General features: G+C 42.0%; 24 protein-coding genes and 1 tRNA gene. 13 read left to right on the forward strand and 12 right to left on the reverse strand.

Translation table 11 applies throughout. From position 1 onward, the window contains the following. Nucleotides 1-106 precede the first annotated feature (106 nt). Nucleotides 107-2,704, reverse strand: a complete 2,598-nt coding sequence (locus tag AWN68_RS06735; protein WP_172796045.1) for a VPS10 domain-containing protein — start codon at nucleotides 2,702-2,704, stop codon at nucleotides 107-109. A 171-nt stretch (nucleotides 2,705-2,875) separates the two neighbouring features. Here AWN68_RS06735 and AWN68_RS06740 point away from each other — a divergent pair, with 171 nt between their 5' ends. The 7 genes from AWN68_RS06740 (at nucleotide 2,876) to ilvA (ending at nucleotide 11,483) form a co-directional block, all read left to right on the forward strand. Beyond that, entirely contained in the window at nucleotides 2,876-3,577 is a 702-nt protein-coding gene (locus AWN68_RS06740; protein WP_157716114.1) for a YciI family protein, read from the forward strand. 563 nt (nucleotides 3,578-4,140) lie between these two features. Continuing rightward, nucleotides 4,141-5,034, forward strand: coding sequence for a branched-chain amino acid transaminase (locus AWN68_RS06745; protein WP_245657974.1), 894 nt, complete (start codon nucleotides 4,141-4,143; stop codon nucleotides 5,032-5,034). After that, nucleotides 5,034-6,707, forward strand: coding sequence for a dihydroxy-acid dehydratase (gene ilvD, locus AWN68_RS06750; RefSeq protein ID WP_068413127.1), 1,674 nt, complete (start codon nucleotides 5,034-5,036; stop codon nucleotides 6,705-6,707). The genes AWN68_RS06745 and ilvD overlap by 1 nt, the downstream gene beginning before the upstream one ends. Before the next feature lies 1 nt (nucleotide 6,708). Continuing rightward, nucleotides 6,709-8,436, forward strand: coding sequence for a biosynthetic-type acetolactate synthase large subunit (gene ilvB / locus AWN68_RS06755; RefSeq protein ID WP_245657975.1), 1,728 nt, complete (start codon nucleotides 6,709-6,711; stop codon nucleotides 8,434-8,436). 1 nt (nucleotide 8,437) lies between these two features. Then, nucleotides 8,438-8,941, forward strand: coding sequence for an acetolactate synthase small subunit (gene ilvN / locus AWN68_RS06760; protein ID WP_053222006.1), 504 nt, complete (start codon nucleotides 8,438-8,440; stop codon nucleotides 8,939-8,941). Between the two features lie 118 nt (nucleotides 8,942-9,059). Then, entirely contained in the window at nucleotides 9,060-10,136 is a 1,077-nt protein-coding gene (gene ilvC, locus AWN68_RS06765; protein WP_068413130.1) for a ketol-acid reductoisomerase, read from the forward strand. A gap of 81 nt (nucleotides 10,137-10,217) precedes the next feature. Then, nucleotides 10,218-11,483 (forward strand): threonine ammonia-lyase, encoded by a 1,266-nt coding sequence (gene ilvA, locus AWN68_RS06770; protein ID WP_068413133.1) that lies wholly within the window; start codon nucleotides 10,218-10,220, stop codon nucleotides 11,481-11,483. Between the two features lie 5 nt (nucleotides 11,484-11,488). Here the strand turns inward: ilvA and AWN68_RS06775 are convergent, their stop codons facing one another. After that, on the reverse strand, nucleotides 11,489-12,151 hold the full coding sequence (locus tag AWN68_RS06775; RefSeq protein WP_221405709.1) for a class I SAM-dependent methyltransferase: 663 nt from the start codon (nucleotides 12,149-12,151) through the stop codon (nucleotides 11,489-11,491). Nucleotides 12,152-12,263: 112 nt separating this feature from the next. Here AWN68_RS06775 and AWN68_RS06780 point away from each other — a divergent pair, with 112 nt between their 5' ends. Genes AWN68_RS06780 through AWN68_RS06800 form a run of 5 tightly spaced genes read left to right on the forward strand, consistent with a single transcriptional unit; the run spans nucleotide 12,264 to nucleotide 15,418 of the window. Next, the gene (locus tag AWN68_RS06780; protein ID WP_068413140.1) at nucleotides 12,264-12,857 is read left to right on the forward strand and encodes a nucleotidyltransferase family protein; all 594 of its coding nucleotides are present in this window, start codon (nucleotides 12,264-12,266) and stop codon (nucleotides 12,855-12,857) included. Further along, nucleotides 12,847-13,986, forward strand: a complete 1,140-nt coding sequence (gene moeB / locus AWN68_RS06785) for a molybdopterin-synthase adenylyltransferase MoeB (RefSeq protein ID WP_068413146.1) — start codon at nucleotides 12,847-12,849, stop codon at nucleotides 13,984-13,986. The genes AWN68_RS06780 and moeB overlap by 11 nt, the downstream gene beginning before the upstream one ends. Before the next feature lie 3 nt (nucleotides 13,987-13,989). After that, nucleotides 13,990-14,748 (forward strand): sulfite exporter TauE/SafE family protein, encoded by a 759-nt coding sequence (locus tag AWN68_RS06790; protein WP_068413151.1) that lies wholly within the window; start codon nucleotides 13,990-13,992, stop codon nucleotides 14,746-14,748. Then, entirely contained in the window at nucleotides 14,745-15,002 is a 258-nt protein-coding gene (locus AWN68_RS06795) for a MoaD/ThiS family protein (RefSeq protein ID WP_221405710.1), read from the forward strand. The genes AWN68_RS06790 and AWN68_RS06795 overlap by 4 nt, the downstream gene beginning before the upstream one ends. Further along, on the forward strand, nucleotides 14,999-15,418 hold the full coding sequence (locus tag AWN68_RS06800) for a molybdenum cofactor biosynthesis protein MoaE (RefSeq protein ID WP_068413153.1): 420 nt from the start codon (nucleotides 14,999-15,001) through the stop codon (nucleotides 15,416-15,418). Before AWN68_RS06795 ends, AWN68_RS06800 begins: the two co-directional genes overlap by 4 nt. A 15-nt stretch (nucleotides 15,419-15,433) precedes the next feature. Here the strand turns inward: AWN68_RS06800 and AWN68_RS06805 are convergent, their stop codons facing one another. From AWN68_RS06805 to AWN68_RS06835, 7 genes are all read right to left on the reverse strand, one after another. Then, on the reverse strand, nucleotides 15,434-16,126 hold the full coding sequence (locus AWN68_RS06805) for a potassium channel family protein (RefSeq protein WP_068413156.1): 693 nt from the start codon (nucleotides 16,124-16,126) through the stop codon (nucleotides 15,434-15,436). Nucleotides 16,127-16,137: 11 nt separating this feature from the next. Then, on the reverse strand, nucleotides 16,138-17,886 hold the full coding sequence (locus tag AWN68_RS06810; RefSeq protein WP_068413157.1) for a TrkH family potassium uptake protein: 1,749 nt from the start codon (nucleotides 17,884-17,886) through the stop codon (nucleotides 16,138-16,140). Beyond that, nucleotides 17,886-18,488: a hypothetical protein gene (locus AWN68_RS06815; protein ID WP_068413159.1), complete on the reverse strand. Its 603-nt coding sequence runs from the start codon at nucleotides 18,486-18,488 to the stop codon at nucleotides 17,886-17,888. The genes AWN68_RS06810 and AWN68_RS06815 overlap by 1 nt, the downstream gene beginning before the upstream one ends. 52 nt (nucleotides 18,489-18,540) lie before the next feature. Further along, nucleotides 18,541-19,062: an acyl-CoA thioesterase gene (locus AWN68_RS06820; RefSeq protein WP_068413164.1), complete on the reverse strand. Its 522-nt coding sequence runs from the start codon at nucleotides 19,060-19,062 to the stop codon at nucleotides 18,541-18,543. 110 nt (nucleotides 19,063-19,172) lie between these two features. After that, nucleotides 19,173-19,796, reverse strand: coding sequence for a protein-L-isoaspartate(D-aspartate) O-methyltransferase (locus AWN68_RS06825; protein ID WP_245657977.1), 624 nt, complete (start codon nucleotides 19,794-19,796; stop codon nucleotides 19,173-19,175). 147 nt (nucleotides 19,797-19,943) lie between these two features. Further along, nucleotides 19,944-21,230, reverse strand: coding sequence for a tyrosine--tRNA ligase (tyrS, locus tag AWN68_RS06830; RefSeq protein ID WP_068413169.1), 1,287 nt, complete (start codon nucleotides 21,228-21,230; stop codon nucleotides 19,944-19,946). A gap of 96 nt (nucleotides 21,231-21,326) precedes the next feature. Next, a tRNA-Asp gene (locus tag AWN68_RS06835) sits at nucleotides 21,327-21,400 on the reverse strand. A gap of 478 nt (nucleotides 21,401-21,878) precedes the next feature. On the opposite strand from AWN68_RS06835, the gene AWN68_RS06840 reads away from it, so the two are divergent. Further along, nucleotides 21,879-22,163: a GNAT family N-acetyltransferase gene (locus AWN68_RS06840; protein WP_068413172.1), complete on the forward strand. Its 285-nt coding sequence runs from the start codon at nucleotides 21,879-21,881 to the stop codon at nucleotides 22,161-22,163. Nucleotides 22,164-22,166: 3 nt separating this feature from the next. On the opposite strand, the gene AWN68_RS06845 is transcribed toward AWN68_RS06840, so the two are convergent. The 3 genes from AWN68_RS06845 to AWN68_RS06855 form a co-directional block, all read right to left on the reverse strand. Further along, on the reverse strand, nucleotides 22,167-22,625 hold the full coding sequence (locus AWN68_RS06845) for a CBS domain-containing protein (protein ID WP_068413175.1): 459 nt from the start codon (nucleotides 22,623-22,625) through the stop codon (nucleotides 22,167-22,169). A 207-nt stretch (nucleotides 22,626-22,832) separates the two neighbouring features. Then, entirely contained in the window at nucleotides 22,833-24,119 is a 1,287-nt protein-coding gene (locus tag AWN68_RS06850; RefSeq protein ID WP_068413177.1) for a citrate synthase, read from the reverse strand. A 99-nt stretch (nucleotides 24,120-24,218) separates the two neighbouring features. Further along, nucleotides 24,219-25,046: a prohibitin family protein gene (locus tag AWN68_RS06855; protein ID WP_068413180.1), complete on the reverse strand. Its 828-nt coding sequence runs from the start codon at nucleotides 25,044-25,046 to the stop codon at nucleotides 24,219-24,221. Nucleotides 25,047-25,060 lie beyond the last annotated feature (14 nt).

Consider the following 25,060-nt stretch of genomic DNA (forward strand, 5'->3'; position numbering starts at 1 on the left):
GACAGAAATTTATTTGTGGTCAAACAAGGGTTTCATATTGATTACATATTAAAAAATAAACATGTGTAAATATGTAAATAATAATAAATTAAAATATGTTTAATTATTAATTATTAATTTCGAAGCCCTGTTCAATTGTTTTCCCATTGACAGCGAATAGGAGGGTGTATTTTCCTCTTGGAATGAATTCGTCAAAATTAACGAAATAGGGTTGGTCGCTTTCTACGGATTTAAGAATTAAATCCCAGCGATACTGGTTAATTCCTTTTTTACCGGCCAGCTCTTTTGTCCAGATAATGCTCTCTTTTTCATCCTTAATCATCAAACTGACTTTTGCCGCAGTGGGCAGGTAATAGCTGATTGCGGTTCTGGTTAAGGTTTCATAATCAGGGTTTCGATGCGTGTCACCATAGGCAGGTCTTTTGAACTCAGGTAGGTTAAAAAGAAAGGCTTCTTGGTTGTTTTTAGGGATTTCATGTACAGGCTTTAAATTTACCTTGTACAGCCCACGGCCATGCGTGGCCACCACTAAATCCATGCTTTTTCTATTGATTTCCAAATCTCCCACAGCTACTGCTGGTAGGTTTTCGCCTAAAATGGACCATGAATTTCCTCTATCTGTTGAAATATAAACGCCTTGATAAAGCCCAGCATAGAGGATATTTTCATTGATCGGGTCTTCTAAAATAACATTGGCAATTTCGTTGGGTAGATTGTTCATCAGTGGCTTCCAGTTCGCACCATAATCTTCCGAAACATAGAGGTAGGTGTTTAAATCATCATAATTCAAACCCGTAAGTGCCACATAAACTCTAGAGGCTTTGAACTGCGAAGGCACAATGCTGCGGATGTAATTATTGGGTAAGCCTGTGGAATGCTCCTCCCAATTTTTGCCATCGTTTTTGCTTACCCAGAAAGCACCTTTGTCAGTGCCCATGTAAAGCAGCCCTTTCTTAAACTTCGATTCCACCAAAGCGCCCGCAGCAACAGACTTCTTTTGTGGATTAGCCGAAATAGCTAAATCTCCACTTATTACTTCCCAGCTGTCTCCTCGATCCACACTTTTAAAAACGAAGTTTCCAGCATGGTAAAGTGTTTTATTGTCGTGAGGCGAAATGAAATAAGGGGTTACAAAGTTGAACTCAAGACTTCCCGCATGGTCTTTTGGTAGCCGTGGTTTGATAGAAACGGAAGTCCCAGCGGCCATATCCTTCCTTCTGGCTGCACCATTTTGCATGCTGAAATAGACCGTATTGGGGTCTGTCGGGTCAACGCAAGTGACGCAGCCATCGCCACCACTCCAAGCATCTACCCAAATGTATTTCCAGTCTTTATGGTAACGTGGGTCATATTCTGAAGAGGGGCCGTAGACACTGGCATCATCTTGCACACCGCCATAAATCATATAAGGCTCTTGTTCGTCCAATGAAATGTCATAGAATTCACCTGTTGGAATATTGTTGTGATGAAGCCAGTTTTTGCCCTTGTCATAAGTGGTGTATAGGCCGCCATCATTCACCAAAGCCATGTGGTTTGGGTTGGTCGGGTTGATCCACAATTCGCAATGATCTAGATGCAGAGGATCAGCTGCGCTAGGGAAAAGGTGATAGACATCTCCACCCACATAATCGAAGGTTTTACCACCATTTGTGCTGTGTGCCATGCGCGGGCCGAGGCCATAGATTTCATCATCGTTTTGTGGGTTCACGTACATGTCGGCAAAATACCAACCAATGGTGGAGAAGAAAGGGAGCCCCTTTTCATGTGTCATTTTCCAGTTTTTACCGCCATTTACACTTTGAAAGAACTTGGCGGCTCCTTCGTTTTGGTCGCGGTTTCTATGGTCCATTAAAGCATATACCTTATCTGGGTTGGTATATGAAACGGCCAAGCCAATTCGTCCCACATTGGCGTCTTGAATCATTCCGTTTGTTACTTTCTTCCACGTTTTTCCAGCATCCTCACTTTTATATACTCCGCTGCTCGACCCGTTCACTTCTGGGCTATGCTGCCACATGGAAGCGTACATAATATTAGGATTGGAAGGTGAAATCACAATGTCATTTCCTCCCGTTTGATCATTGACATAGAGCACCTGCTGCCATGTTTTTCCACCGTCTTCCGTTCTGTAAATTCCTCTTTCAGCATTGTCAGACCAGAATTTACCCAGTACCGCAACCAAAGCAATGTCTGGATTGGTAGGGTGAATAGCGATTTCTCCAATGTGCCATGAGTCGGAGAGGCCAAGGTGTTTCCAGGTTTCACCAGCATCGTCAGATCGATAAACGCCTGTGCCAGGCATCGTAAAGTTTCGAGGCTTTTTCAGGCTTTCACCAGTCCCTAAATAGAGAATGTTGGGGTTGGAAGGAGCGAGAGCAACATCTCCAATTCCCAAAGCCGCTTGATTTTCAAAAATGGGTTTCCATGTAAGTCCGTTATTGATGGTTTTCCAAAGATTCCCAGACCCAAAAGCTACATACATTGTTCCTGGATTTGCGGGATCAACCTGAATGGCATCTGCCCTTGCTGAATTGATGGTGGGGCCGATTTGAATCCATTCTAGACCAAATTCAGTTTCCGCCTTCATACTTTGGTAATCCTTAAATGAAGCCATTAAAGGGTTTTGGCTTTGCTGTGCGCTTAGAGGTGAAAGCGAAAAAAACAGCAGTGCAATGGCAGGAATGATAACGTGAAATCTTTTCATATCGGACTTTTGCATGCCTCAAAATACGTAAAACATAATTCAGCTTAAATGAAAGATTGATTGATGGTGAAATGATTTTTTATCTTTATGTTCCAATAGGATCCTTCAACTCGTTCAGGATAAGAAAGATGAGCGTATAGGATTCTTATTTGTTAGATTAAATATCAAAACATGAAACGACTCTATCTTTTACTCACGTTTTTTTGCATGTCATTTTCACTGTCAGCGCAATATGGAAATGGGAGATACACTTTCGTTTTTTTGAATACTAACCCCAATAAAGCCGAGCTCTCTCAAGCAGAAGTGGATTCTTTACAAGCTGGGCATATGAATAATATCAATCGCTTAGTGAAGGAGAAGAAGATGATCGCTGCAGGGCCGTTTTTTACTGGCGGTGGTGTTTTCTTATTCGATACCGATTTAGAAGCAACGCAAGCCATTCTTAGTTCTGACCCTGCCATTGCTGCTAATCGCTATATATTGGAGGTTTTCTCCACCGATCCTATCCCTCATAATGCTGTAAAGAAAACACTTTGCACACTTTGGGATAAAAATGAAGCCGATGTAGAAATGGCCATGAACTACTATTTTGTTCGATACAAACCCAATAAGGCGGATGAGAATGTTGCAGCTGTTAAAACCAATCGTTTCACTGAAAATTTAATCGGATCTGTTTCAAAGAAAAGTGGCCGAAACACCATCATAGGTGCTTTAAATCTCAATGACAATGAAGGTCAATTGATTTTTTATCAGTCCGATATTGAAGGCGGAATTGAATCTGATTTTGCAGCACATGAGCTGGTAAAAAAGGGTTTAATGACTTATGAACACGATCAGATTTATTTCCCGAAAGGGGTGTTTTGCGAAAAATGAAATTGAAAATTCTTTGATTAGAAAAACAATCTACTTTCCTTTGAACCAACAATGAGAGCAAATACTATTATTATCACCCAAATTATTACTGTCGTGAAAACATGATGGGAGGGGATGATATAGTTTAAAATATCGAGCGCCTTTCCCAATCGGAAAGGCTTTTTTTTTGTACTCCTGTGTCATCCTGAACTTGTTTCAGGATCCGTTAGAAAAACATAAACATAGAGAAGTAGATAAAAGACAAAGAGATTAAGCATAGATGTTAAAGTACGCAGTCATTATTACAGTAGTCATTATTACCACCCGGACGGGGTGAAATAGGATACTATTGTCAATGCATTAGAAGCCTTTTTCACCCCGTGAGAAAGGCTTTTTTCATGCCTTAATGTCAAAATCAGCAACTGAAAACAGTCAGAAAGCAGGATGTTGAAGTTGTAAGTAGTCTTGATGTAAGATGTTGAAATACAGGGTTTATCAAAAATAATAACCATGCATTGAGATTGTAGAAGTAAAAAAATTCATAACCAGAATGAAAAAGAGGCAAGATAATTTTAAACCATAAAATGATGTATTACGGATCAAATACCACAGTTTTTTTAGACGGCCAGTGGCTGAAAGCCTCAGAGGCCAGCGCTAGTTTGTACAGCCAAAGTATGCACTACGGAAGTGGTGTCTTCGAAGGTATTCGGGCTTACGATGTCGATGGGACCCCATCGGTATTCAAAGCAGAAGCGCATTATGAAAGGTTGCTGAGTTCAGCGGCTGTTATGCACATGCCTTTTGATTATTCGGTAGACCAACTGACAGCGCTCACTTACGAGTTGCTTGAAAGAAATCAGCTGACTGATGCCTATATCCGTCCCTTGATTTATTTGGGTGAAAACATGGGTTTGGGCCCAGTGGATCAATCTCATTTGTTTCTCTGCGCTTGGGAATGGGGGCGATACTTAGGTGATAAAAGCCTGAATGTAATGGTTTCTTCCTACGAAAGACCGAATCCTCGTTCTGTGCCTGTTGCAGCCAAAGTGACGGGGCATTATACCAACTCCATTTTAGCCACTACGGAAGCCAAGCGTAAAGGCTTTGACGAGGCTTTGCTTTTAGACGAAAACGGTTCAGTGGCCGAAGGCAGTGGTGCCAATTTCTTCTTTGAACATGATAAAGTGCTTTACACACCACCATTGGGGAATATTCTTCCAGGAATCACTAGAGAAACGGTAATGGACATTGCCAGAGAACTAGGGTACGAGGTAGTGGAAGCCTATTTTCCTCCTGAAAAAGTGAAGGGAACCGATGGCGCCTTCTTTACTGGAACAGCGGTAGAAGTTGCTGGAATTCGTTTGCTCGATGGCAATCCTTTTCGCTTGCCTTGGGAAGAAACTATCGGCTATCAAGTGGCCAAAGTCTATCAAAACTTGGTAAGAAAGCCTTCAAAAACACAATTAGTAAATACCTGATGGAACTCAATAAATACAGTAAACGACTCACGCAAGACGAAACCCAGCCTGCCTCGCAAGCCATGCTTTATGGCGTTGGTCTATTAGAGGCCGATATGAAAAAGGCACAAGTGGGAATTGTGAGCATGGGCTATGATGGCAACACTTGCAATATGCACTTGAATCAATTAGCAAGTCAGGTCAAAGCAAGCGTTTGGAATAATGATTTGGTGGGTCTGATTTATCATACCATAGGCGTCAGCGATGGCATTGCCAATGGCACCGAAGGCATGCGTTATTCGCTGGTTTCCAGAGAAATCATAGCCGATTCCATTGAAGCGGTAGCTGGTGCGCATTATTACGATGCCATTATTGCCGTGGCTGGTTGTGATAAGAACATGCCGGGTTCAGTGATTGCCATGGCACGACTCAACCGTCCTTCCATTATGCTCTACGGTGGTACCATTGCCTCAGGCTGCTATAAAGACAAGAAACTCAATATTGTTTCTTCATTTGAAGCGTTGGGAGAACGTTTTTCTGGGAATATCTCGGATGAAGATTATAGGGGAGTGATTAAGAATTCTTGTCCTGGAGCGGGAGCTTGCGGTGGAATGTACACGGCCAACACGATGTCCTCTGCCATAGAGGCTTTGGGAATGTCATTGCCTTTCAGTGCCTCAAACCCTGCCGTAAGTGGTGTGAAAAATCAGGAATGTGAAGCCATTGGCAAAGCCATTAAGAACCTTCTTGAACTGGATTTGAAACCCAAAGACATCATGACGAAGAAGTCATTCGAAAATGCGATTCGGGTGGTGATTGTTTTGGGCGGCTCCACCAATGCGGTAATGCATTTGTTGGCCATGGCCAAAAGCATAGATGTTGATTTGACACTGGCTGATTTCCAGCGACTATCCGATACTACTCCGCTCTTAGGTGATTTGAAACCCAGCGGAAAGTACTTGATGGAAGACCTTTTCCAAGTAGGCGGAGTACCTGCAGTCATGAAGTATATGCTAGAAAAAGGCATGCTTCATGGAGATTGCATGACTGTAACAGGTAAAACTGTAGCAGAGAACTCGACTGATGTTCCTTCATTGAGTTCAGGTCAGCAAGTGATACGCTCAACTGAAAACCCAATTAAACCTCAAGGCCATCTTCAAATGCTTTTTGGCAATTTGGCAGAAGGAGGTTCGGTAGCGAAAATCACAGGGAAAGAAGGGGAAAGGTTTGAAGGCAAAGCCATTGTTTTCGATAACGAATTTTTAGCAATTCAAGGAATTAGAGAAGGAAAAGTGAAGGCGGGTCATGTTGTGGTCATTCGGTACGAAGGACCAAAAGGCGGACCAGGAATGCCCGAAATGCTCAAGCCAACCGCAGCCATAATGGGGGCTGGTTTGGGGAATTCCGTGGCATTGATTACCGATGGCCGATTTTCAGGAGGAAGCCATGGTTTTGTGGTAGGTCATGTGACTCCAGAAGCCCAAGAGGGCGGTACTATTGCCGTGGTTCGAGATGGCGACCCAATTACCATCGATGCCATTCAGAATAGAATTTCATTGGACATTCCTTCCAAAGAAATAGCCCAAAGGAAAGCGGAATGGAAAGCCCCGGCCTTAAAAGTAAGCCGAGGAGCCTTGTATAAATATGCCAAAACCGTAGCCTCTGCTTCAGAAGGCTGCATAACCGATCAGTGATATGTATTTAGAAGCTACACTTACTCCACCAGTAAAGGAAACGATGCGTACTTCGGGCGCAGATGCGGTGCTCAGGTCATTTATTGCTGAAGATGTTGATTTGATTTTTGGCTATCCAGGTGGCGCGATAATGCCCGTTTACGATGCGCTTTATCATTATCAAGAACAAGTGCGCCATGTGTTAACTAGGCATGAGCAAGGCGCCATTCATGCAGCACAAGGTTATGCCCGCGTAACAGGAAAAGTAGGGGTGGTGCTCGCCACTTCTGGCCCTGGCGCTACGAACTTAATCACCGGAATTGCGGATGCAATGATTGATTCAACTCCATTGGTCTGTATTACGGGACAAGTTGGCTCGCATTTATTGGGCACAGATGCTTTTCAAGAAATTGACATCATCAGTATTTCGATGCCAGCCACGAAATGGAATTATCAGGTAACAAAAGCCGAACAATTGCCAGAAGCGCTTTCCCGTGCGTTTTACATTGCTCGTTCTGGCCGACCTGGACCAGTTTTGATTGACATTACCAAGGATGCGCAATTTGAAATGTTTGATTTCGCTTACCGCAAATGCAAACAGATTAGAAGTTATACCCCCGTTCCAACTTTGAATTTAAACCGAGTAGGAGAGGCTGCTGATTTGATCAATTCAGCCAAGAAGCCACTGGTGGTTTTTGGGCAGGGCGTAATTTTGGGCAATGCAGAAAAGGAATTTAGGCAGCTAATTGAAAAGGCCAACTTACCCGCTGCAACCACACTTTTAGGGCTTTCTGCACTTCCTTCAGATCACCCATTGCATGTGGGGATGTTGGGAATGCACGGTAATTATGCACCCAATGTCTTGACTAACGAATGTGATGTTTTGATTGCCATTGGAATGCGTTTTGACGACCGCGTTACAGGTGATTTGAGCCGTTTTGCCAAGCAAGCCAAGGTGATTCATTTTGATATTGATCCCTCCGAAATTAATAAGAATGTCCAAGCCGATGTAGCGGTATTGGGCGATTGCAAGGAAAGCTTACGAGCATTGATTCCACTGGTGTATGAGCGCTCTCATCAAAACTGGTTGCAAGAATTTGAGGTATTGAAAGGAGTGGAGCAATGCAAAGTTATCGAACAGGATTTAAAGCCGACCTCTGGTTCAATTTCCATGGGAGAAGTAATTCATCAGGTGAATTTACAAACTGATGGCAATGCGGTTTTGGTTACTGATGTAGGGCAACATCAAATGGTAGCCAGCAGGTATACGCAGTTCAAGCAAAGCAAAAGCAATATTACTTCTGGCGGATTGGGCACGATGGGCTTCTGTTTGCCCGCTGCTTTGGGTGCTAAACTGGGTGCGCCTGAGCGCGAAGTGATTGCTGTTATTGGTGATGGCGGTTTTCAAATGACCATTCAGGAATTGGGTGCCATTTTTCAAACCAAAGCGGCAGTTAAAATTATCATTCTCAACAATTCATTTTTGGGCATGGTGCGCCAATGGCAACAGCTCTTTTTCGATAAGCGATACTCTTCCACCGAAATGGAAAACCCTGATTTTGTGGCCATCGCCAAGGGCTATGGGATTGAAGGGGAATCGATTAGTGAGCGAGAAGATTTGCCAGCCGCTGTCAGTGAAATGCTTCAACATAAAGGCAGTTTCTTATTAGAGGTGCATGTAGGTAAAGGAGATAATGTATTCCCAATGGTGCCCACGGGCGCTTCGGTGTCAGAAATCAGATTAGAATAATATGGAACAAGCATATACACTTTCAATTTTCTCAGAAAACAGTGTGGGGTTATTGAACCGCATCACTTCCATACTGACCAGACGGCATTTAAATATTGATAGTATTAACAGCTCTGAATCAGAGAGTTCAGGGATTTATCGATTTACAATTGTAGTGAAAACCACCGAGGCTCAGGTAAAGAAACTTGTACTTCAACTTGAAAAGCAAGTAGAGGTAATGAAGGCGGTGTACCATACCGATAGTGATACGGTATTTCAGGAGATCGCTTTGTATAAAATATCGACAAGGTCGATTTCAGAAGGGAATCTGGTAGAAAAGCTGATTCGAGATAACAATGCTCGGATACTTTCTGTGGAATCGGATTTCATGATTATAGAGAAAACAGGGCATAAGGAAGAAACGCAGGAGTTGCTCGACTTTCTGAGTCCTTATGGTGTACTGGAGTTTGTCCGTTCAGGGCGAGTTTCAGTAACGAAGCCGATGGGTGAATTGGAAGGGATTTAGAGTGAGCGGAGAGATTGCTTCGTCATCAAGCTTTTGGCAAAGCTTAATTTCTCGCAATGACGGCCAGAGATGTATCAGAAGGATTTAAACAAAATTAGAAACACTAAAAACAATAATAATGGCAAAGATCAACTTTGGCGGGGTAGAAGAAAACGTTGTGACCCGCAATGAATTTCCGCTAGCAAAAGCACAAGAAGTATTATCGAACGAAACGGTTGCGGTAATTGGTTATGGCGTTCAGGGCCCTGGGCAATCGCTCAATTTGAAAGACAATGGCATCAATGTAATTGTTGGGCAAAGAAAGGAATCCAAAACATGGGACAAAGCTGTGGCTGATGGCTGGGTGCCGGGAGAAACACTCTTCCCAATTGAAGAAGCACTAGAACGAGGAACAATTATTTGCTATTTGTTGTCCGATGCGGCTCAAATTGCAGTTTGGCCTACAGTGAAAAAACACCTGACTGCTGGTAAAATGCTATATTTCTCTCATGGCTTTGGAGTGGCATATAGTGAAAAAACGGGCATTATCCCTCCAACAGATGTTGATGTAGCTTTGGTAGCACCAAAAGGTTCGGGTACTTCATTGCGTTCACTTTTTGTGGAAGGAAAAGGACTGAATTCTTCCTTTGCCATTCACCAAGATGCCACGGGTAAAGCCAGAGATCGCGTCATTGCTTTGGGTATTGCAGTGGGGTCTGGTTACCTTTTCGAAACCACTTTTTACAAAGAAGTAACCTCTGACCTTACAGGCGAGAGAGGGACATTGATGGGCGCCATTCAAGGCTTGTTCCAGGCGCAGTATGAAGTGCTTCGGGCAAATGGACATTCACCTTCTGAGGCCTTTAACGAAACGGTAGAAGAAGCAACGCAGTCCCTCTATCCGCTTATTGCTGATAATGGTATGGATTGGATGTATGCTAATTGTTCGACTACCGCACAGCGCGGTGCTTTGGATTGGAAAGATAAATTCTATGCTGCTACAAAACCTGTTTTTGAGCAGTTGTACAAGTCCGTTACGGATGGCGTAGAAGCCAAAAACTCTATCGATTCTAACTCTCAGTCAGATTATCGTGAGAAGCTTGAAGTAGAATTGGAAGCTATCCGCAATTCTGAAATGTGGCGTGCGGGTAAGGCAGTAAGAGGTTTAAGGCCTGAAAATGTTCCCGTTCCTAAACCAGAAGAGGCTTTGGTTTAGGTTTGACGGAAAGACTGCTTTACGCTGTCTAAGTGTGAAGTAGTCTTTTGGTTCTAATAATGGTATAAGGAAGAACGAAAAATGTACAAAACCTCCCATGCTTACTCCCCAAGCTTAGAAAACATAAAGGCAGCCCAAACGATCCTCAAAGGAATTGTTACGCATACGCCCTTAATGCCCAACTTTACCTATTCAGATAAATTTGGGGCGAAAATCACGTTTAAACGTGAAGACCTTCAGGTGGTGCGTTCTTACAAAATCCGTGGTGCTTACAATAAAATTAGCGGGCTGTCGGCTGAAGAAAAGGGCAGTGGTGTGGTATGCGCCAGTGCTGGAAATCACGCCCAAGGCGTAGCGCATTCTTGTCAATTATTGGCGGTGAAAGCCACCATCTTTATGCCAGCGCCTACACCAAGGCAAAAGGTAGAGCAAGTCCGCTTTTTCGGAAAGGAGTTCGTAGAGATCGTGCTCGTTGGAGACACTTTTGACGATGCCCAAAAAGAGGCGATTTCATTTTGTGATCAGCACTCAAGCATTTTTATCCCTCCTTTTGATGATCAAAAGGTAATTGAAGGTCAAGGAACTGTTGGCTTGGAAATTCTAGAGGATTGCGGCAATCCGATTGACTATCTTTTCTTACCCATTGGTGGAGGAGGGTTGGCCTCTGGTGTTGCTTCTGTGTTTAAAACACTCAGTCCGCAAACGAAGATTATCGGGGTAGAACCTGCTGGCGCACCTGCCATGAAGAACTCAATGGCTTTAGGCCAAAACACCAAACTCGACAGTATTGATAAGTTTGTTGATGGCGCGGCCGTACAGCAAGTAGGCGATTTGACTTTCGAGATTTGCCGAACGCATTTAGATGCGGTGGTGACAGTTCCCGAAGGACTGATTTGCAGCACTATGCTCGAACTGTATAACCGTGATGCCATTGTGGTGGAACCTGCGGGTGCATTGTCTGTAGCCGCTTTGGCGCAGTTTGCCGAAGAGATCAAAGGCAAAAATGTGGTGTGTATCCTCTCTGGATCATATAACGATATTTCTCGCACCGAAGAAATTCGTGAGCGCTCTTTACTTTACGAGGGATTGAAGCACTATTTCATTGTACGTTTTCCACAAAGAGCGGGCGCATTAAAAGAGTTTTTGGTGGAAGTCCTCGGCCCAACTGACGATATCGTTCATTTTGAATACACCAAAAAGACCGCACGTGAAAAAGGACCTGCCTTAATTGGAGTAGAACATCAGCATAAAGCCGATTTTAACGGGCTAATGCAACGAATGAAAGAGAAGGACTTGAATTTTGAGTACCTGAATGAAAGGCCTGATCTATTCGGTTTTATCGTTTAGGGGGCTTATTTCCCTAATATAGCAACAGCATAATTTCGGTTGATTAACTCATTGGCTGTGCCTATTACATTTTCAGTTTTGTCACTAATGCTGATAAGCTTAAAGCTTGATTTACTTACTAAGTCTGAAAGGTCTTGATTGTTGTAGAGCTGGAATTTCTCTTTAACAAAGGGAAGATCCTTCATAAATTCCTTTTGCGCAAAAGCGATTACAAACGTACCATTGGGTTTCATTACTCTATAAATTTCTTCTAAGAACTGAAGTGGCTTTTTCCAGAAGTAAATGGTATTCGCTGTCATGGCCTTATCGAAGGAATTGTCTGGAAAAGGAATGGTGATGCCGTCATAGCGTGTAAACTCAACTTTTTGAGGCTTTAAATATGCCTTATTCTTAAGTTCAGCTTCGGTTTTCATGGTTTCCGAAATTTCAAGGCCATGGAACTGAATATTTTCGGCTTGTTTTAAAATTAGGGGTAGGTGGTGGCAGTTACCGTGTCCGATCTCAAGAACCTTGTTACCGCTGGCGATGGCCAAGGCATGGATGGATGAAGTGATCATTCCCAGGTTAGTGGAATGCATGTTTTGGCCTACATCAATTCCAAATTGCCCGTTGGGGTGGCTCAACTGACTTTCTATTTCAGAGAGTTGTTCCGGTGTTAGGTTTTCCAATGTTTTGGTACGTTACAGTAAATGTTCCATTATCGATACGGAGTATTGAATAGATGGTTTTGTTTCAATGATTCATTAATAATACAGTCATTTACCGTATCATTGAAATAGAATGACGAATTTTTCAGCCATAGTGTTAGCAGCAGGGCTTTCTTCTAGAATGAAAGGAGGACATAAACTTCTAATGCCTATGGAAGGAAAGACCATTTTTGAACGTAGTTTGAAGTCGATTACAGAAGCTAATTTTTCGGAAATCATTGTGGTTTTAGGGAATGAAGCCGAAAAGATCGAAAACCTGATTCCGAAAGATAACAGACTTAGAACATTAATGAACCCCACTTTTGAACAAGGAATGACTTCTTCAATTCAAGTGGGAGTTACGGAAGCCACAAGCGATGTATATGTTATTTGTTTGGCGGATATGCCATTTTTGACAGCGGCAGATTATAACCAGTTGATGAATCGTTTCAGGGAAGAGAACGGGAAGAATATTCTTGTTCCGCTGTACATTGGTCAGAAAGGTAATCCTGTATTTTTTGCCAGCGATTATCAAAAGGAAATTCTGGAGCATACCGATCCTAACGGTTGTAACCAGATGGTCAAACTAAATTCAGAAAAGGTAGACTTCTTTGAAACCAACAACCTTCGCTTTACCTTAGATATTGATACCCAAACCGATTTAGATAAGTTTACGAATGCTGAATAAAGAAGAGCTCATACGCTATAACAGGCAAATCATTCTGCCTGACTTTGGTATTGAAGGACAAGAGAAACTTAAGTCCTCCAGTGTCTTGGTGATTGGGGCTGGGGGCTTGGGGATTCCTAACCTTAGCTATTTGGCTGCAGCAGGAGTGGGGCGAATTGGCTTGGTGGAGTTTGATGAAATTAGCCTTTCTAACCTGCAGCGTCAGGTGATGTACAAGACTAAGCAAGCGGGCGAATCGAAAGGAAAATCGGCTGTCAAGGTGATTCAAGAATTGAATCCAAATGTGAAAGTTGAACATTTTGAAACACGATTGGATGCTGAAAATGCCTTAGCTATTATTCGTGATTTTGATTTAGTAGTGGATGGCAGCGACAACCTGCCCACACGATACTTGGTCAACGATGCCTGTGTGCTGCTGGGTAAACCCTTGGTGTATGCCGCAGTTTTTCGCTACGAAGGCCAAGTGAGTGTTTTCAATGCCCAACGAAAAGATGGTAGCCGAGGGCCAAATTACCGTGACCTTTTCCCTACACCGCCACCTCCCGAAATGGTGCCCAGCTGTAACGAAGGAGGCGTATTTGGCGCACTCACTGGCATCATAGGTGCCATGCAAGCCAATGAGGCCATTAAGCTTTTAACTGGTCTAGGAATTCGATTAGATGGTAGGTTGTTTCTATTTGATAGCCAGTATTTTACCACAAGGTTTTTAAACATTAAGTCGAATCCTGAAAATCCGCTTTCTGGTGAAAATCCTACGATTACTAAATTGATTGATTATGAGGCCTTTTGTGGCTTGAGTGAAGCCAAAAACGAGGCTGATGAAATCACAGTTCAGGAGTTACATCAGTTGATTGAATCGGGAAATGCTCCCTTTATTCTGGATGTCCGCGAACCCTATGAATATGTCATTTCTAACCTTAAAGGGCTGAATATTCCATTGTTTGAGCTGAGAGCTGAGTTTGGTCGGTTGTCTCAAAATGAAACAATAGTTATTCACTGTAAAAGTGGGCAACGCAGCAGAAAAGCCCTTGAATTACTTAAAAAGGAAGGTTTCTTAAAATTAAGGCACTTGAAAGGCGGAATATTGGCTTGGCAGAAGGAGATTGATAATAGTATGGAAATCTATTGATTCATGGACTACGAATTGATCTTCTTCTTTTTCGCAATCGCCTTTTTGTATTCCTCCGTGGGCTTTGGTGGCGGCTCCAGTTATTTGGCCATCCTATCCCTTTATAGCTTTGAATATCGACTGCTGCGCAGCATCGCTCTGGTGTGCAATCTTATTGTGGTAAGTGGCGGCACCTACCTCTTCGCGAAGCAAGGCCATATTAAATGGAAGAAGACTTTACCACTGGTTTTGATCAGTGTGCCGCTGGCATTTCTTGGGGCGAGAATTCCTTTTAAGGAAAATGTATTCTTCATTCTTTTGGGTTCAACCTTGGTCATTGCTGGTATCATCATGTTGTTGGAAGATTACTTGAGGAAGGTGAGTATTGAGAAAGCATCAAAAGAAAAGAAGGACATGCCAATCGTGAATGGAGCCATTGGTGGTGGTATTGGCTTGTTGGCGGGTTCCGTAGGGATTGGAGGCGGGATTTTCCTTTCGCCTTTGCTGCATATTATGCATTGGGACAAGGCCAAAACCATTGCAGGTACTGCTAGTTTTTTTATCCTGATTAATTCAGCATCAGGTTTGGCGGGGCAACTCAGTCAGGACAATTTGACCTTTGACTTTGAAATGATTTTATACTTGGGCCTTAGCGTTTTGGTAGGAGGGCAATTGGGCTCCAGGCTTTCGGTTTTTAAGCTTTCGCAGAAAAAGGTGAAAATGCTCACTGCATTCTTAGTGTTATTTGCTGGCGGACGCCTATTATTGAAGTACCTTGTTTGAAAAGAGATAAGATGAAAATTGAAGTGATTGCTTTTGGCATTGCGAAGGATATTCTGAACGGTAATCAGGTCACGCTAGAAATGGATGAACAGAGCTCTGTGGCCGATGTGCGCCAAGCTTTGGTTGATCTCTATCCTGCGTTCCAAGGGCTTGCTTCTCTGCAATTGGCCGTCAATGCCGATTATGTGAATGATGATTATTTGATTAAAGAAAATGACGAGGTGGTGCTAATTCCACCTGTAAGTGGCGGATGAAAACACTGATTCATATTACTTCTGAAAAACTCGACCCTCAAGCTTGCTTAGCGGCTGTCTCTTATCCTGAGTGTGGGGGCATTGTCAGTTTTGTAGGCACCGTGCGCAATCAAACCAAAGGCAAACCAGTCCTCAAATTAGAATTTGAAGCCTATGAGAAAATGGCATTGAAGGAAATGCAGAAGATTGCTGATCGAGCCAAGGCTAAGTTTCAGGTAGAGGAAGTGCTGATTCATCATCGCGCAGGTTTGGTGAAAGTAGGAGAGGAAGCCGTGGTGATTGTGGTGGCTGCTCCACATCGAAAAGCGGCTTTTCATGCCTGTGAATACTGTATTGATACCCTAAAAGAAACGGTACCCATTTGGAAGAAGGAGTTTTTCGAGGATGGTGAAATCTGGGTTTCCGCGCACCCATGATTTTTTAGCTAGGCTTTATTCCGTTTTCATCTTTAAGAACTTTTCTAAATCCTTGTTGGATCCATAGAGCACGAGGATGTCATCTTGTTCGAGCATAAAGTCTGGTGTTGCAACGCCCTGAACTTTCGACTCAGTTTTAGTTTTACCCAAAATACTCTTCACCTCTTTTTTTCTAATGGTAGTCAATACCAAGAGGTTGAAATTCTCTCTGAAACGCACTTCTTGAATTGTTTGCCCGATGTGTTCTTCAGGTACATTGGCTTCTATAATACTATAGTCTTCGCCTAATTCGTATGAGTCTACGACATTTTTCATGCAAAGCTTTTTGGCCCAACGTTCTGCGGTTTCTTGCTCAGGATACACTATTTCATCTACCCCTAATGCTTTAAGTACTTTTTCGTGTAGTGGGTTTATTGCTCTGCTGATCAGTCGTTTAACCTCAAGGTTTTTGAATATGGCGGTCACCATTATATTTGAGCCTTGGTCTTCGCCAATGGCTATGATTACGATGTCGGTATCTTTTAAGGGCAAGCCTGCTACGGTAAACTCATCGGTGGCATCCATGCAAATTGTATGAGAAATTTTCTCTTTGAACGTGTCTACCTTTGACATTGAAGTGTCAATTCCAATCACTTCATTCCCTTGAGCAGTCAGTTTTTCAGCCAACGAAGCTCCAAAATTCCCTAATCCAACTATGATGTATTTCATTGATTGAAGTTTTAATTGATCGTAATTTCTTCCGTAGGATACCTGTAACTCTTGTGCTTTACTTTATCCATAATAGCAATCATAATGGATAACATGCTTACTCTACCCACAAACATGATGATAACGAGCACAATCTTGCTCACACTGGTTAAATCGCCCGTAATGCCCAAGCTTAAGCCTACTGTACTGTAAGCCGAGAAGCATTCAAAAGCAATTTGCATGAGCGTTTTATCGCCATCGAACATTGAAATGACCATGATTCCAAACCCAATTACTACTAGGGAAAGGGATATAATAGCATAAGATCTTCTCACCGATATATCGGATATTTCTCTTCTGAACACTTCAATTTTCGTTTTCCCTCTGGCAATACTCAGAATGTTCAGGGTGGCTATGGCGAAAGTACTGGTTTTAATCCCCCCGCCGGTTGAAGAAGGCGATGCGCCAATCCACATCAATAGCAATGTCATTACTAGGGTTGGGAAGCTCAAAGCAGCCATATCCACGGAGTTAAAGCCAGCGGTTCTAGGCGTGGCAGCACCAAATAGGGCGGTCACTATCTTACCGAAAAAGCTATGTTCGGCCATTGTGTTATTGTACTCCAGCATAAAGAACAATACAAATCCAATGGCTGTCAATGAGATTGTTGTGATTAGGTTAATCCGGCTGTTTAGGTTCAGTACCCAAGGTTTGTAATTCTTTAGTCGACTTGAAAAGGTAAACACCTGTGACAAACGATACTTCAAGTAATTCAGAATATTGACCACAATTGGGAAGCCCAGGGCACCCAAAAAGAAGGTAGAAATTAATACAATTTGTAAGAAGTAATTGAATTTAAAGCCTACGTCATATACGCTATTGCTGAGCGTGGAAAAGCCTGCGTTACAGAATGCTGAAATAGAATGAAATACAGCGAAAAATATTTGGCTGTATTGAGACTCAAAAGTGCTGGGATCCAAGCTGAAATAAATCAACGAGGCTGATAACATTTCAATGCCAAAGGTGATAATGAGCACATATTTTAAGGTGGAGAAGACTTCACTGAGCTTTTTTGAATTGCTCATATCGCCCAGTGCCAATTGGTTTTCATAGGTAGAGCCGCCTTTAAAGAAGTAGCTGAAGTAGCTGGCAAAGGTCAAAATCCCCAAGCCGCCAATTTGAATTAGGCATATGATAATAATCTGCCCAAATTCCGTGAAGTAGCTTCCAGTGTCCACTACGATAAGACCTGTGACACAAACTGCACTGGTAGAGGTGAAGAAGGCGTCAATGAACGAAATCCCATCATAGGTGGCTCGTGGGAGCATCAGAAGCACCGTGCCCAGTAGAATGATGACCAAGAAACTGATAATGAACAATTGAGCTGGGTTGAGCACCGTCCGCTTATAAATGAGCCTTAACTCTGAAAATTCCCGAATAAAGGTCAGGATTACGGCAGACTTAATCAGGTTGTCATTGAATAGTATGGGGTGTAGCTTGTGGCTTGACCCATGGATTAAATGAAGATAAAGTACAGTGAGGGTGATGAGTACGCTAAGGATATCGAAGATGAGTACCTTAGTCTTTTTCTGGTTTTTTCGCTCAACATAGCGAAGCGTGATTGATGTCAGTCCAATCCCCAGTACTACAAAATAATAGCTATTGATGATACTTTGAGATAGGTCTGATTGGGTATAGCCAAAGTCGGCAATAAAAACCACGATTCCTGAAAGACTAATCCAGAAAGCGAGGTGATCAAGCCGCTTTAAATTGAAATGCATTATAAAAACATCTTCTGCAAACCAGCCCAAATGGCCTTTTTCAAGGCCACAGTTGCTTCTATTTCGCCAAGGTCGTCCGCTTTCATGTAGAACTTCTTACGATCTTCTTTGACTTCGTAAACTGGGCTGTTGTTATAACTGTCTAGTTTTTTAGAATTGAAGACTAAGACATGACGGTGGTTAAACTCATTCAACATCGCTTCAATTTGTGCTGGAGAAGCTTCTTTCACATTCACCAAAAGCACATCGTCTAAACTTCGTTTTACGGAAGTCAATACCTTAAGGAGGAAAGCTTTTTTCTCAGCTTCCAATTGAGGCTGTTCAGCTTCAAAAAAGATGAGGCAATGCTTGAGATTATTGCCTTCAGTAGGGAGGGGCTTGATGTAAACGGGTTTAGCCTCTTCCACCACGGGAGCTGGTGGGGACGAAATAACCTTCTCAACAGGAGTTTCTGCTACCTCTTCCGTCTTCACTTCTTTGGTAGGGGTTGGGCTGGCTTTTTCAGTCTTAATCTCTTGGGTTGCCGCTGGCGCAACATCATCTTTAATCAGATAAATTTCTTCAGTAATAAAATGAGAAAGGAATGAGATCTCCTCAGCCATGGCGCCAATTGGTTATTTTGATAAATCTAACAATTGTCTAGTGAAATATAGACTATGATCCAAAGAAAAGACTTTTCAGCTCTGTCGCTTCGTCTGGCTTCATCCTTTTGGCCAAAACCAAACGGAGTTGTCTTCTCCTTAATGCTCCTTCGTATTGCTCCTTTTCTTCAGCAGTTTCTGGAACGAGTTCTGGTACATCAATCGGTCTTCCACTTTGATCTACCGCAACAAAGGTAAAGTAGGCACTGTTGCTTTTGAATTTACGTCCAGAAGGAATGTTTTCAGCCCATACTTCGCAATATACCTCCATAGAAGAGTTGAAAGCACGGGTGACGTTGGCAGTAAGCGTCACTACATCTCCCAAAGCAATAGGCTTTCCGAAGGAGATGTTATCGGCAGAGGCAGTAACCACAATACGATTAGAGTGCTTTTGCGCTGCGATGGCAGTATTAATGTCCATCCAGTGCATCAGTTTGCCCCCCATAAGGTTGTGGAGTGTATTGGTGTCGTTAGGAAGTACTAACTCCGTCATTGTTACGCGTGAATCTTTGGTGGTTTTTGTCTTTACTGCCATAACTTCGTTTTATGCTGCAAAGCTAATGCGGTAAGATGAAAGAATGGAATGGAATTTCATTTTTATAAATTAAATAACCATCATATTTAAATATGATGGTTATTTAATGTTTATTTTTTCCAACCATCGTCACCGAGTAGGGGCACGAACTTGAAATCGTGGAAAACTTCTTTGCGAAGCTTGTTGCCCTCCAGTCGGGTAAGCTTTAGCATTTGCTGGGTTTTGGCATTGCCCACAGGAATGACCAAGCAACCGTTTACTTTTAGCTGGTCTATGAGCGCATCGGGTACAGTAGGAGCGCCTGCAGTGACGATTATTTTATCGTAAGGAGCAAACCTTGGTAAACCCAGCGATCCATCTCCATAGAAGAAGTTAGCCTTGTAGCCCATTTCGGGTAGGGCGAATCTGGTACGCTCATAAAGCTCCTTTTGATACTCAATGGTATACACTTCGGCACCAAGTTCTAAAAGGACTATGGACTGGTAACCTGAACCCGTTCCTATTTCCAAAACCTTATCGCCTGATTTTATATTCAGTAATTCAGTTTGAAAGGCTACGGTATAAGGTTGAGATATGGTTTGCCCAGCCCCAATGGGGAAAGCTTTATCTTCATAAGCGTGCTCTACTAAGGCATTTTCGAAGAAAAAATGGCGTGGAATTTTCCCGATCGCGTCCAAGACCCGTTCGTCTTTAATGCCTTTGGAGCGAACCACTTTGACGAGCTGTCTTCGCATTCCCTTGTGTCTGTAACTATCTTCCATATTGAAGAAACCGTATTACGGTTTGCACTGCTGATTTGAATTGATCTGTGTGAAAAGGGAGAAAGCGCCAAAAATCAATTTCTTAACGCTTTCTTTTTGAATGATTTAGCTCAATTTACCTTATTCGGTAATTGAAATCAAGTAGTAATTCTTTTTCCCTTTCTGAACCAAGAAGTACTTCTCCTGAAGTAAACGAATGGTTGGTTTAGCATTCATGTCTTCTATTTTTACTTTGTTGATGCTCACTCCGCCATCTTGCAGCATTCTGCGGGCCTCACCTTTAGATTTAAAGATCACCTCTTGCGTCACTACAGAAAGCAAGTCAATAGCGTTCTCTGTTTGATCTAAGTCCGCTTTAGACACTTGTACCTGAGGAACTCCTTCAAATACTGAAAGTAATGTGTCTTCATCTAAAGACTCAAGGTCTTCGGTGGTAGACTTTCCGAAAAGAATGTTAGACGCCTTAATAGCTGTTTTTAAATATTCTTCAGAGTGAACCCTAAGAGTGATGTCTTCCGCCAAAGCCTTTTGTAAAGTTCTTAAATGCGGTGCTTCATTGTGTTCAGTTTCCAGAGCCTCAATCTTTTCTTTCGGAAGAAGGGTAAACACACGAATGAAATTCGAAGCGTCTTCATCAGACGTATTCAACCAAAACTGGTAGAATTTGTAAGGGGAGGTCTTCTTCGGATCCAGCCAAACGTTTCCGCCTTCTGATTTACCGAATTTAGATCCGTCTGCTTTTCTAATCAAAGGAGCCGTCATGGCAAAAGCCTCGCCTTGCACCTTTCTTCTGATCAATTCAGTACCCGTAACAATGTTGCCCCACTGGTCTGAACCACCCATTTGCAATTTGCAATCGTAGTTTTGGTTCAAGTGAAGGAAATCGTAGCCTTGAACGAGTTGGTAAGAGAATTCAGTGAATGACATTCCGCTTTCCAATCTGTTTTTCACAGAATCTTTGGCCAACATGTAATTCACAGTGATGTGCTTGCCCACTTCTCTGATAAAATCAAGGAAGTTGAAATCTTTGAACCAGTCGTAGTTATTGACGAGTTGCGCAGAATTTTCACCGCAATCAAAATCTAAGAACTTGCGAAGCTGTTTTTTCTGTGAGTCCAGGTTATGGTTTAAGAGTTCTTCCGAAAGCATTGGTCTTTCAGATGATTTCCCTGAAGGATCACCCACCATACCCGTAGCACCACCCACCAAAGCGATAGGCTTATGGCCTGCCTTCTGAAGGTGCACCAAAAGCATTACAGGAACCAAGTTGCCAATGTGCAATGAATCGGCAGTAGGGTCGAAGCCAACATAACCTGTGGTTTGCTCTTTATCTAGTTGTTCTTCGGTACCGGGCATGATGTCGTGGATCATGCCTCTCCATTGTAGTTCTTTGATGAGTTCGCTCATAGGTTTATTTTGAATCGGGAGCGCAAATATAGAGTTTGAAAGGAGAGGTTAAAAGGTAGAAACAAAAAAAGCCTTAGATTTCTCTAAGGCTTTTTGCGGAACGGACGGGACTCGAACCCGCGACCTCCTGCGTGACAGGCAGGCATTCTAACCAGCTGAACTACCGCTCCAATATCTTTGTTTGTAATCCCTTTCGTTTAAGGTGATGCAAAAGTAGTATACTGTTCTTGATTTACAAACATCAGGAGCTAAAAAAACGAACTAATTTTTCGAATATTCTTCAACTGTTTGGTCTTGAGTAGGATAAAAATCTCTACAGTGAAGATTTATTTTGATGGCGAAGTGATCTTTGGGCTTTAACTCATCAAATCTATGTCTTTTTTTCCTTTAGGCTTTATTGATTTGATCTAGGTAAATCACTTAGGTAAATAATTTATGAGTTTCACTGAGTTTAATAAATTCTTATTCGTTCTCCTTTGTAATGAAGAATAATTGAAGAGGCTCAGTTATTCCGTATTTCCTCAACCTGAAAAAATGAAGCTCATGTAACGTATTTACATGGGCTTATTTTTCACCCCAATTATAGGGTATGATTTATAAATCACCTCCCTGTTTCTTAACTTGGTATTGTAAATTCAAAAAGAAACCATGGGAACAATTATACAGCAGCAAGAAACAGAGAATAAGGGTAGTTTTTATTTTGAAAAAGAGGGAGAACGGCTAGCTGAAATGACTTTCTCGAAAGCAGGACCCGATAAAATCATTATTGACCATACAGAAGTAAGCGATACGCTTAGAGGTACAGGTATGGGGTTAAAGTTAGTTGAGCATGCCGTGGAGTATGCACGTAAAAATAAAGTCAAAATCATTCCACTGTGCCCTTTTGCAAAAGCTACATTAAAGCGTAATGAGGAATGGAAGGATGTACTATAGTTTCTACCAAGAAGAAGTTTTTAAGTCTCTAGTGGCCTGAAGAATGTCTCTTCTACTTACTTGGCCTTTGATTCTACCGTTTACATCGACTACCGGAAACCTTCTGTAATGCGTTCTAAGGAACTTTTGAGCGCAGTCTAAGACATCCATGTCAACAGATACTGTAGCTACGTTATTGCTCATGTATTCTGCAACAGTAATCTTTCCATGATGAAGGTTGTGGTAAGCTTCGTCTACCATAATTCTCATACAATCAATCTCTGAAAGTATTCCAATAATTTTTCCTTTCTCATCAATGACGGGTGCGCCTGAAATGTGCTTGTCTAAAAAGATATCCATAGCATCTGCTATGCTTTGTTCAGGGCTGAATGAAATAACCTCGTGGGTCATGTAATCGGTAACTGGGCGGTACTGCTGAACGCCTTTGGGTACCTCTGGTGCTTTTACTCCTTGGAAATTCATATAGTTTCGAATTTAGTGATTTTGAATATTTGTCAAATTGAAGTATAATATACTGTAAATCAGTTAAATATCAAAACTATAATTTAGTGTATGTTGTTTTGGTGTAATTAATATTTTGGTATACTCTTTTGCGTTTTTAGACTTTGTACCAACAAAAAAGGAGTTTATCACAAGATAAACTCCTTTTAAATATCAAGTAAAACTTAATTATCTTTTATCAATAGAAGTGTAAGACCTTTCGTTGTAACCAGTATATACTTGTCTTGGTCTTCCGATTGGTTCTTTGTTCTCACGCATTTCTTTCCATTGTGCAATCCAACCAGGAAGTCTACCCATCGCAAACATTACTGTAAACATGTCGGTAGGGATGCCTAAGGCTCTGTAGATAATACCCGAGTAGAAGTCCACATTTGGATATAGTTTTCTTTCTACGAAGTAAGCATCGTTCAAAGCTTCTTCTTCCAAACCTTTGGCGATTTCTAAAATAGGGTCATTAACTCCTAATTTTGCCAAAACATCGTCTGCCGCTTTTTTGATGATTCTAGCCCTTGGGTCAAAGTTTTTATAAACCCTGTGTCCGAAGCCCATCAAACGGAATGGATCGTTTTTGTCTTTAGCTTTCGCCATCCACTTTTTAGTGTCTCCACCGTCTTTTTTGATGCTTTCAAGCATTTCGATTACCGCTTGGTTAGCACCACCATGTAACGGTCCCCAAAGGGCATTGATTCCACCTGAAATGGAAGCATATAAACTCGCATGAGATGAACCTACCATTCTTACAGTTGAAGTAGAGCAGTTTTGTTCGTGATCAGCATGTAAGATCAATAACTTATCTAAAGCATTCGCAACTACAGGATCAACCTCATAAGCCTCCGCTGGGTTAGAAAACATCATCTTAAGGAAGTTGCTACAGTAGTCCAGACTATTGTCTGGGTAGTTTACTGGATGCCCAATTTGGTTTTTGTATGACCAAGCTGCAAATGTTGGCATTTTAGCAAGCAAACGGATAATACTCATGTCCACTTCTGGCGCTGCTCTATTAGGGTCTAAAGAAGCAGGGTAGAAGGCTGTTTGAGCACAAACCAAAGAAGATAATACGCCCATAGGGTGAGCAGTTGAAGGAAATCCTTCTAGAATCTTTTTGATGTCTTCATGTGCCAATGTGTGGTTGGTGATGGTTTTGGTAAAATCTTTATACTGTTCTGGGGTAGGGAGTTCTCCGTAAATCAGAAGGTATGAAACTTCAAGGAAGGTAGACTTCTCAGCTAACTCTTCGATTGAGTAACCTCTATAACGTAGAATTCCTTTTTCACCATCAAGGAAAGTAATGGCGCTTTTGGTTGAACCTGTATTTTTAAATCCTGGGTCGATAGTGATCACGCCACTTTCTCCTCTTAGAGAAGAAATATCTATGGCTTTCTCATTTTCGGTGCCCTCAATTACCGGTAGTTCTAATGTTTTACCGTCAACTTTAATCTCAGCAGTACTTGACATTCTATAAAGTGTTTTACTAGTTTGGGGTGCTTTATTAGGCGAGCGAATTTAATGTATTAAACACTTAAATGAAACTCTTGTTCCCTACTTTAGTTATTTTTAATTGTTACCCCCTAAAATTAACGGTAAGCCCTCATCTCCTTGACCAATAATAACCACTTTTGAGTTGGGAGATTCAGCCAATTTCAACGTTGCTTCAATGCCACGCATCTTTAAAAGGCTTGGTGTTAAGCTATTGTTAATAATCTTATTGGCAGCAGATTCACCTTCAGCGGCAATTCTTTTTCTCTCCGCTTCACTCTTTTCTTTGTCCAAACGGAACTGATAAGCCAAAGCTTCTTGCTCTTGCTGTAATTTACTTTCAATGGCTTGCTTAATTTTGTCCGGAAGGTTGATCGAACGGATAAGAAGCGCTCTCATTTCAATGTTATTAGACTCACTGCCTAATACTTCTGCAGTTTCTGTTCGAATTGCAGTTTCTACTTCTGGTCTTTTTGTAGAGTAAATTTCTTCGGCAGTGTAACGGCCCATTACTTGACGCACCGTGGAGCGTACTTCTGGTGTAACCAAAGTATTCACATAACTCTTTCTGAAACTTTCATAGATATAGCCAACACGCTCAAATTTAGGGTAAAAACGAACCGACACATCTACTTTAATACTCAAGCCGTTTTTGTCGAGCACATCCATGGTTTCTTCCACTTGGGTTTCAGCTACATCAAAAACAATCAGTTCATTCCAAGGCGCTTTTACATGAAAGCCTTGAGTAATCACATTGTCCTTGTCTAAACCTCCAGAGAATTTTTTAAAGAGAATGGCTCTCTCATTGGCTTGGATGGTATAAAAAACGCTGCTTGATATTGCAAAAAGAATGATCACCGCAATGACTGTGATGACTATTGCGGGTAAATATTTTCTGTTGTCCATAATATAGTTGTTTA

Origin of the sequence: Roseivirga echinicomitans (assembly GCF_001592935.1) — a bacterium.
Classification (GTDB): domain Bacteria; phylum Bacteroidota; class Bacteroidia; order Cytophagales; family Cyclobacteriaceae; genus Roseivirga; species Roseivirga echinicomitans.